Source organism: Thalassotalea sp. PP2-459 (assembly GCF_001913705.1).
In the GTDB taxonomy this organism is placed as follows: Bacteria; Pseudomonadota; Gammaproteobacteria; order Enterobacterales; family Alteromonadaceae; genus Thalassotalea_C; species Thalassotalea_C hakodatensis.
The window spans coordinates 1-6,751 of sequence record NZ_MKQD01000064.1 but is presented as its reverse complement, the minus strand read 5'-3'; the positions used below and the strand labels follow the sequence as shown (position 1 = coordinate 6,751).

The window sequence follows — 6,751 nt, the reverse complement described above, 5'->3', positions numbered from 1 at the left end:
TTAGTATTTAACAAACTAATTATGGCTCTGGCTATCAGCTAATCCACGAATGATTGGAGATCAGCACTTTCGTGGGGAGTCATTATGTCTATGTAACTCTCAAGGGTGAAGCAATTTTGAAAGTCAGTGAACTATCTAAAATATTGGAAACACTTAATTCTCATACGCCTAAAGGAGTCGGAGTTTTTTCTATTTCAAAGGAAACCGCATTAGATCCTCAAACACTCCGTGAATATCTTTCTAAATATACTGATTATTTTGTCCAGTTACCTAATGAGCAATCTTATCAAATTAATCGTTTTGGTAAATTCAAAGGCTCAATTGATGACATGATTCAACATTATGAGAAAGAATTAGAATCTCAAAAACCTAATAGCAATTGGTTACTATATTTATTGTTTATTTCTGCATTTGTATCACTAAGTGTAGCTTTTGTGTAAAGTTACATAACAAGCTAATTAATAAGGACAAAAAACAGTTTGCTGTTTTCGTTCCTCAACATTTTAGCAAACAATTTTTTGCCCATTATTAGGGCGTTTAAAGTGTAATAACCTATAAACGCCAATGAACAAGTATGAACCTTGTTAACTGATAAGCTGCTGTTATTACAATGTTTAATTGTTTCTCGCTTGTTTTGTATTGTTCTTTGTTGTTCATTGTAGCATAATGTTCCTGCTACAAATGAGCTACACGAGATGATAATGTAATGCCTGTAAAAGCTAAGATCACTATAACTAGTATTAAAAATTTAATGCCAGAAGATAAGCGATTAAATGACACAGATATATCAGGGTTTCATGCCCGAATAACACCCTCTGGACTGATCACTTATTACCTGTTTTATCGATTGAATGGTAAACAAGTAAATTATCGATTAGGTATAGATGGTCAAATGTCTCCAGCACAAGCCAGAGACTTAGCTAAAATCAAAATTGCAGAAGTCACTCAAGGTGTCGATGTTCAAGCGGTTAGAAAGCATGACCGAACTAAAACTAAATATTCTAAATTTTCTACACTACGATTTTTCTTAGAAGAAAAATATGCTCCTTGGTTAAAGTCTCGTAACCCTAAAACAGCTGAAAAAACTATAAAAGCCTTTGAATCTTCTTTCCCTTCGTTGATGGACTTTCAGTTGGCCGATATTAACGCGTGGGAGATCGAGAAATGGCGAAATAAGCGATTAGCCGATGGAGTTAAACCTGCAACAACCAATCGACAAATAAACACGATTAAGGGCTGTATGAGTCGTGCGGTTGAATGGGGAGTGATTGATAGCCATGATTTACGTAAAGTAAAAACCTTAACGGTTGATAACTCTAAAGTTCGCTATTTATCAAAAGATGAAGAAATAAGGTTGCGAGAAAACCTACAAGCATGTGATACACCATTTTTAAAGGTGATAGTGTTACTCGCATTAAATACAGGCATGCGTAAAGGTGAGCTATTATCACTTGAGTGGAGCCATATTAATTTTGATAACAAAATATTGACCGTTGACTTTCAAAATGCAAAATCCGGTAGTACACGCCATTTACCGTTAAATACACAAGCCTTTAATACTCTAAAAGAATGGCAACAAGAAACTGATGGAATAGGGTTTGTGTTTAAAGATAAGAATGGTTTGCCTTTGAAAGACTTTCCTTATATATGGGGAGAATTACTAGATAAAGCTAAAATAACGAATTTTAGATTTCACGATTTAAGGCATCACTTTGCTAGTAAATTAGTCATGGCTAGTGTTGATTTAAATACAGTAAGGGAACTACTAGGTCATAGTGATTTAAAAATGACGTTAAGGTATGCACATTTAGCGCCTGAACATAAGGCGGCGGCAGTAAATTTAATTGGATAACATGTAAATGGAAAAGTATATTTCACCTGAAAAGTTTATTGATTTATTCTCATTTCTTGACCAAGAAGTGAGTCTAAGTTGCTTCGAAAAAGAAGATTTCTTTTTGCTTTCAGAAAAGAAAAAGAAAGATGTTGGTGAGAAAATATTATTGGTTGCTGAAGATGGAGATCAAATTTACTACTCTGCTTCTTCGTCTGAAGAGATAGACGAGATATACGCAATAATAAAAAAAAATTCACGTTGGTCAAAAGCTAATGCAAAAAGGAAAGAACGGGAAAAAACTAAATCAACGGGGATTTATACAAATCAAGATATAAAAGACATCTACAGAATTCAAAACGGGTATTGTTATTATACAGGTGAACGAATCAGCTTTAATCCTAGAACATTTTCTATTGATCATATTATACCTGTTTCAGCCGGTGGAAGCTTTTGGCCACTAAACATCGCATTATGCTTAAAGTCTGCGAATTCAGTCAAAAAAGATAGGTCTAAGTTGAAATATTTGAATCAACTTGAAAGAGAGAAAGGTAAAGATTGGAGAATAGAAAGAAGCATCGTTATCAAAGAAATTGATAAAAAAAGAAAGGTAATTAATGAAAATAGAATTAAAGAAATTTCAGACGAAATCAGTGAAATAAATCAAAAATTATGCGAGTTATATAATAAAAATGAAGTGAAATATCATTTATTAAATCGTAATGATGTTCAACTCCTTGTCGATGATATTGAAATTAACTTTCCAGCTGGATTCCTTCGCAAAAGTGCCGCTTATAATAATTACCAGTATATTAATAACATAGTTAAAGTGATTCTAAGCAAATGAAAATGATTAAAGAATACTATCGCCTAGATGACTTAAAAGAATCTTTTGATTTTTCCCTGTCAGATATTGATTATCTTGTCGCAGAATCAAAGATAAAATTTTGTCTATTTTCTAAGTCTACCAATGTCATTATAGGTGGTTGGCGAAAAGGTAAATTTGTTGGTTTTGGACAAGCAAATTATAGCGGACTAATTTCTTTAACCAGCAAAGAACAAACGGAGCTATTTGAAAAAAACAAATTAAATTTAACGCAAAGTAATATACTTCAAAAAGAAAAATTGGTTAGCTACAAGGCCTCTTATCCCTTCAATGTTACTACTCCGAATACAGTAATTGAAGAATGGAATGAAAAGGAGCTTACAGATATAGAATGGGAACATCTACCTTTTCGATTTTATCCTGAAGAGCGTAAAAGCAACCTTAAAATGTTTGAAGGATTAGTTGAACAACTTGGCGCTATTGCTGAAGTTAAAACTACAGGTAAATATTCTGGCGATTCAATACCCAATCCTCTTGTAACAGTTAAGAATGAATTATTCTTTCATTGGAAGTCTTTTAGTCTCAATGATGTTTGTATTCTAGCTGATGAAATAATTAAGGCTCAGCAAGTGACTGGAATTATTCAAAATGAGGTCATAGAAGAACCAAAAGTAAAATTATCAACGACAACAGTTCATAAAGAAATCAAAACTCGTACAGATGATTTCAATGATTTGTTAATTGAGATCATCAGAGCTAACCCTAAAAAAACTGCAAAAATATATTGGCGAATTATTGAAGAAGAATCTTCAGAATTAGAAGGGTGTCGGGTTTTTGATAAAAACAATTTAATACGCGCTATTTCTGAAAACGACTCAATTGAGTGGGTAGATAAAAAATCTAGACCTAGGAAATCTATTAGTTTCGGCTCCTTTTCAAACAGGGTTTCCAGAATGAAAAAGCTCATTTTTGATGATTAAAAAAATGTAATTTTCACCTATAAGCTCATTCAGTTCATTGATAAGCTCATTTTAGTAAAACACCTCCGTAAAAAGTCTCCTGAAACATAAATTAATCAGGAGGCACACATGCCAACCACCAAAAACAAAAGAGCACTAACTGAAATAGAAACAGCAGAATATATCGGGATGAGCAGATCTTTTCTTCGTCAATCAAGAATGGAAGGTAATAGAGAAAACAGAACATCTGCACCACGGTTTATAAAGATAGGCCGCGCTGTTCGATACTTAATCGAAGATTTAGATAATTGGTTAGATAGTTTTTATAAGCAATCTCATTTAATGGAGAAAGGAGCTTAATATGACTAAATTAACCAGCAATAACTACTTTCACCTTCGTTGTTTTTATCATGGCTTAAGTATCAGCTATTGTATTGAACTTTGTAGCGGAGCATTTGAACGTTTTACACCATCTGAATCGATTGGCGTAATCATTAAAAGAAAAGACTTGAGGCCATTAAAAGTTAATGGCCTTATTGAAGACCGCCTTGAAGTCATTATGGGGGTGAGATATTTACGTTATTCGATTAGTGATTTAGGTATAAAAGTATTTGAGGAGTACAAAAATGACTGCTCAAAATAATGTACTTGAACATAAACTCAATAAAATCGCTTCTGTATTTAAAGATTATCCTTTTCTGACAGAGGAAAGGCATGAGTGTGCAGCAGATAGAGCTGATGTAGATTTTATCTTTGAACAATTAAATAAAGTACCTGATGTTATTAAGCGAATAATTCTGAATAAGGCATTTAAATTAAAAGTTAGACGCGAGCGTAATTTATACATTTTAAACACCACAAAAATGATTGTGAGTTTATTACCTGAAAAGCTTCGTCATTCGTTAACGGTTGATGACGAAGAGATACGAGTCATTGCACAGGATTGCGCAGATAGATGTCGAAGAATGGCATTACATCATAATGTTAACGGAAATTTCCGTAACGAAGAAAGCTCCCATAACGAAGAATTCCGTAACGTAACGAAGCGCCTTGACCCGTTAACGGATATTTGTGAGTCGAATGCAAGCGAAATACTTCGAATACTGACGGATTATGCCGAAACATTTCGCATTAAGGCGGTTATTACTTCGGGGAAAGGCGTAACGGAATTAGGCACAATAAAGCGCATGTGTGATTTAGGTTGGTGGAATAGACGATTACGAAAAACTTTTAATCAAGCCTACGAACAAGCCGCGATAGAATTGAACTTAGTTCAAAAGTATAAACAAATTTACGCCAGTGATTTAACGGTTAAAAAGAGAAAACAGCAAAAGTTACGTAACGAGCAAATGCTTAGCTCAATGAAAGTAATTAATGATATTGGTCAGCAGTTTTCCTTAAAAGAACTCTCTGATTTAAATGTTTCTAACCCAGCGGTCAGAAAAGCCGAATTAATGGTGAGAATGCGAGGTTTTGAAGAATTATCTAAATCACATAACCACGAAGGGCTTTTTATTACGATGACGTGTCCTTCGAAGTACCACGCTGCGTTTGCGAAATCAGGTCAACGTAACCCCAAATATGAAGGTTTTACACCTTATCAAGCGAATCAATACCTTTGTAAAGTTTGGTCACGTATTCGAGCAGAGCTAGATAGAAAAGGTATTAAACCTTATGGTTTTCGTGTTGCTGAGCCACAACACGACGGCACACCTCATTGGCATATGCTGTTATTCGTTGAAAAGAATCATATAGAGCTATTACAAAGCATCATTCGTCATTACGCACTCGAAGAAGATGGTGATGAAAAAGGTGCTCAAGAGAACCGCTGTGACTTTAAGTTAATAGACCCGAAAAAAGGTAGTGCTACAGGTTATATCGCAAAGTATGTATCAAAGAACATAGACGGTGAAGGATTAGATAAAGGTGTTTACGGTGAAGACCCTATAACAGCAGCACAACGAGTAGATGCTTGGTCTTCTTGTTGGTGTATTCGTCAGTTTCAACAAATTGGTGGGGCAAGTGTATCTGTCTGGCGTGAATTAAGGCGCTTAAAGCAAAAGTTATCATTAAATTCTGTGGTAGAAAAAGCAAGGATAGCAGCTGATGAAAGTAAATGGGATGACTTTATTAATGCAATGGGCGGAGTGTTTTCAAGACGTAAAGACCAACCGTTAAAGCTCGCTTATGATTCATCATTTAACAGTGAAACTGGCGAATGTAAGCTAGGGCATTATGACGGGAATATCATTCAAACCATCAAAGGTATTTACTATCAAGGGCAGATGATATTAACAAGGTTTTTCAATTGGCGTTTAGAAAGAGCAAACGTAGTTTGTGATAACTTGGAGTTCTGTAAATAACTGTACTGGATATTTAAATATTTGTTCAAGCTCAAGTTTATTTAAATTCAATGTGGTATCTTATTGGTTATATTGTACTTAAACATCTAGTATCCACGTGTCTATTGTTTGCATTGTATAAGTAATGTAGTACTTTTCTAACTTATAAAAAGGATTTTTATGCCTCTTCCTCATACAGCGATTTCTTCGTGTAGTGGCTATATATACCAAGGAAAAATAGCGGTAATTCACTGCTTAAAATTATTTGAAGAGCTGGGTGAAGAAGCAAGAACTTTGGAACTTGAAATTGAAAGCTTAGATGATTTCGCAATAGTTAACCCTGATGGTAGTTATCGTTCAATGCATCAGGTAAAAGCCAAAAAAGAAACGCGTTTTTCTAGTTATATAGAAGCACTAAGAACCCAAAAACGTGATTCTGCACTTCACAATGATATCGAAGTATACTTTCATGTTGCAAAGTCGATTGTGGATATACCGAATAATTTTTCAGATACCTTCGAACCTATTCAGTTTTATAAATATTTGGATAATGATGAACAAGAAATAGATGCCTGTGAACTTGATCAAGTTGATTTATTAAATGAAAGCCAAGCTAAAAGAACTTACTTATCTTTAGCTCAGCAACCCTACAAATATAACGATGAATAAATAATAATCTAGACACCCATAATTAACCATAATTAACTTGTAAAATTCCAGTGTTTGTCTAATCTTTGAGTCATTGTAAATCAATCGCAAGGAAGCGAAATGACTATCGCTAGAAGTCGTCAAG

The 6,751-nt window shown here is 34.2% G+C and carries 8 protein-coding genes; all 8 read left to right on the top strand.

What is annotated here, in order from left to right; all coding sequences use genetic code 11:
• The first annotated feature begins 116 nt into the window (after window positions 1–116).
• The 8 genes from BI291_RS18335 to BI291_RS14820 all read left to right on the top strand — a co-directional run bounded on the left by BI291_RS18335 (window position 117) and on the right by BI291_RS14820 (window position 6,627).
• Window positions 117–440, top strand: a complete 324-nt coding sequence (locus tag BI291_RS18335; protein ID WP_139302630.1) for a hypothetical protein — start codon at window positions 117–119, stop codon at window positions 438–440.
• A gap of 266 nt (window positions 441–706) precedes the next feature.
• Window positions 707–1,852 carry a site-specific integrase gene (locus tag BI291_RS14850; protein ID WP_074499555.1) on the top strand — a complete coding sequence of 382 codons (1,146 nt, stop codon included), beginning with the start codon at window positions 707–709 and terminating at the stop codon, window positions 1,850–1,852.
• Window positions 1,853–1,859: 7 nt separating this feature from the next.
• Complete coding sequence (locus BI291_RS14845; protein WP_074499554.1) at window positions 1,860–2,678, top strand: HNH endonuclease domain-containing protein; 819 nt, start codon at window positions 1,860–1,862, stop codon at window positions 2,676–2,678.
• 2 nt (window positions 2,679–2,680) lie between these two features.
• Window positions 2,681–3,637 (top strand): hypothetical protein, encoded by a 957-nt coding sequence (locus BI291_RS14840; RefSeq protein WP_139302629.1) that lies wholly within the window; start codon window positions 2,681–2,683, stop codon window positions 3,635–3,637.
• Window positions 3,638–3,745: 108 nt separating this feature from the next.
• Window positions 3,746–3,976 (top strand): AlpA family transcriptional regulator, encoded by a 231-nt coding sequence (locus tag BI291_RS14835; protein WP_074499552.1) that lies wholly within the window; start codon window positions 3,746–3,748, stop codon window positions 3,974–3,976.
• A gap of 1 nt (window position 3,977) precedes the next feature.
• Entirely contained in the window at window positions 3,978–4,259 is a 282-nt protein-coding gene (locus BI291_RS14830; RefSeq protein ID WP_074499551.1) for a hypothetical protein, read from the top strand.
• A complete protein-coding gene (locus BI291_RS14825; protein ID WP_083602091.1) occupies window positions 4,243–5,979 on the top strand; it encodes a replication endonuclease in 1,737 nt (578 codons plus the stop codon). Before BI291_RS14830 ends, BI291_RS14825 begins: the two co-directional genes overlap by 17 nt.
• A gap of 159 nt (window positions 5,980–6,138) precedes the next feature.
• Complete coding sequence (locus BI291_RS14820) at window positions 6,139–6,627, top strand: hypothetical protein (protein ID WP_074499550.1); 489 nt, start codon at window positions 6,139–6,141, stop codon at window positions 6,625–6,627.
• Window positions 6,628–6,751 lie beyond the last annotated feature (124 nt).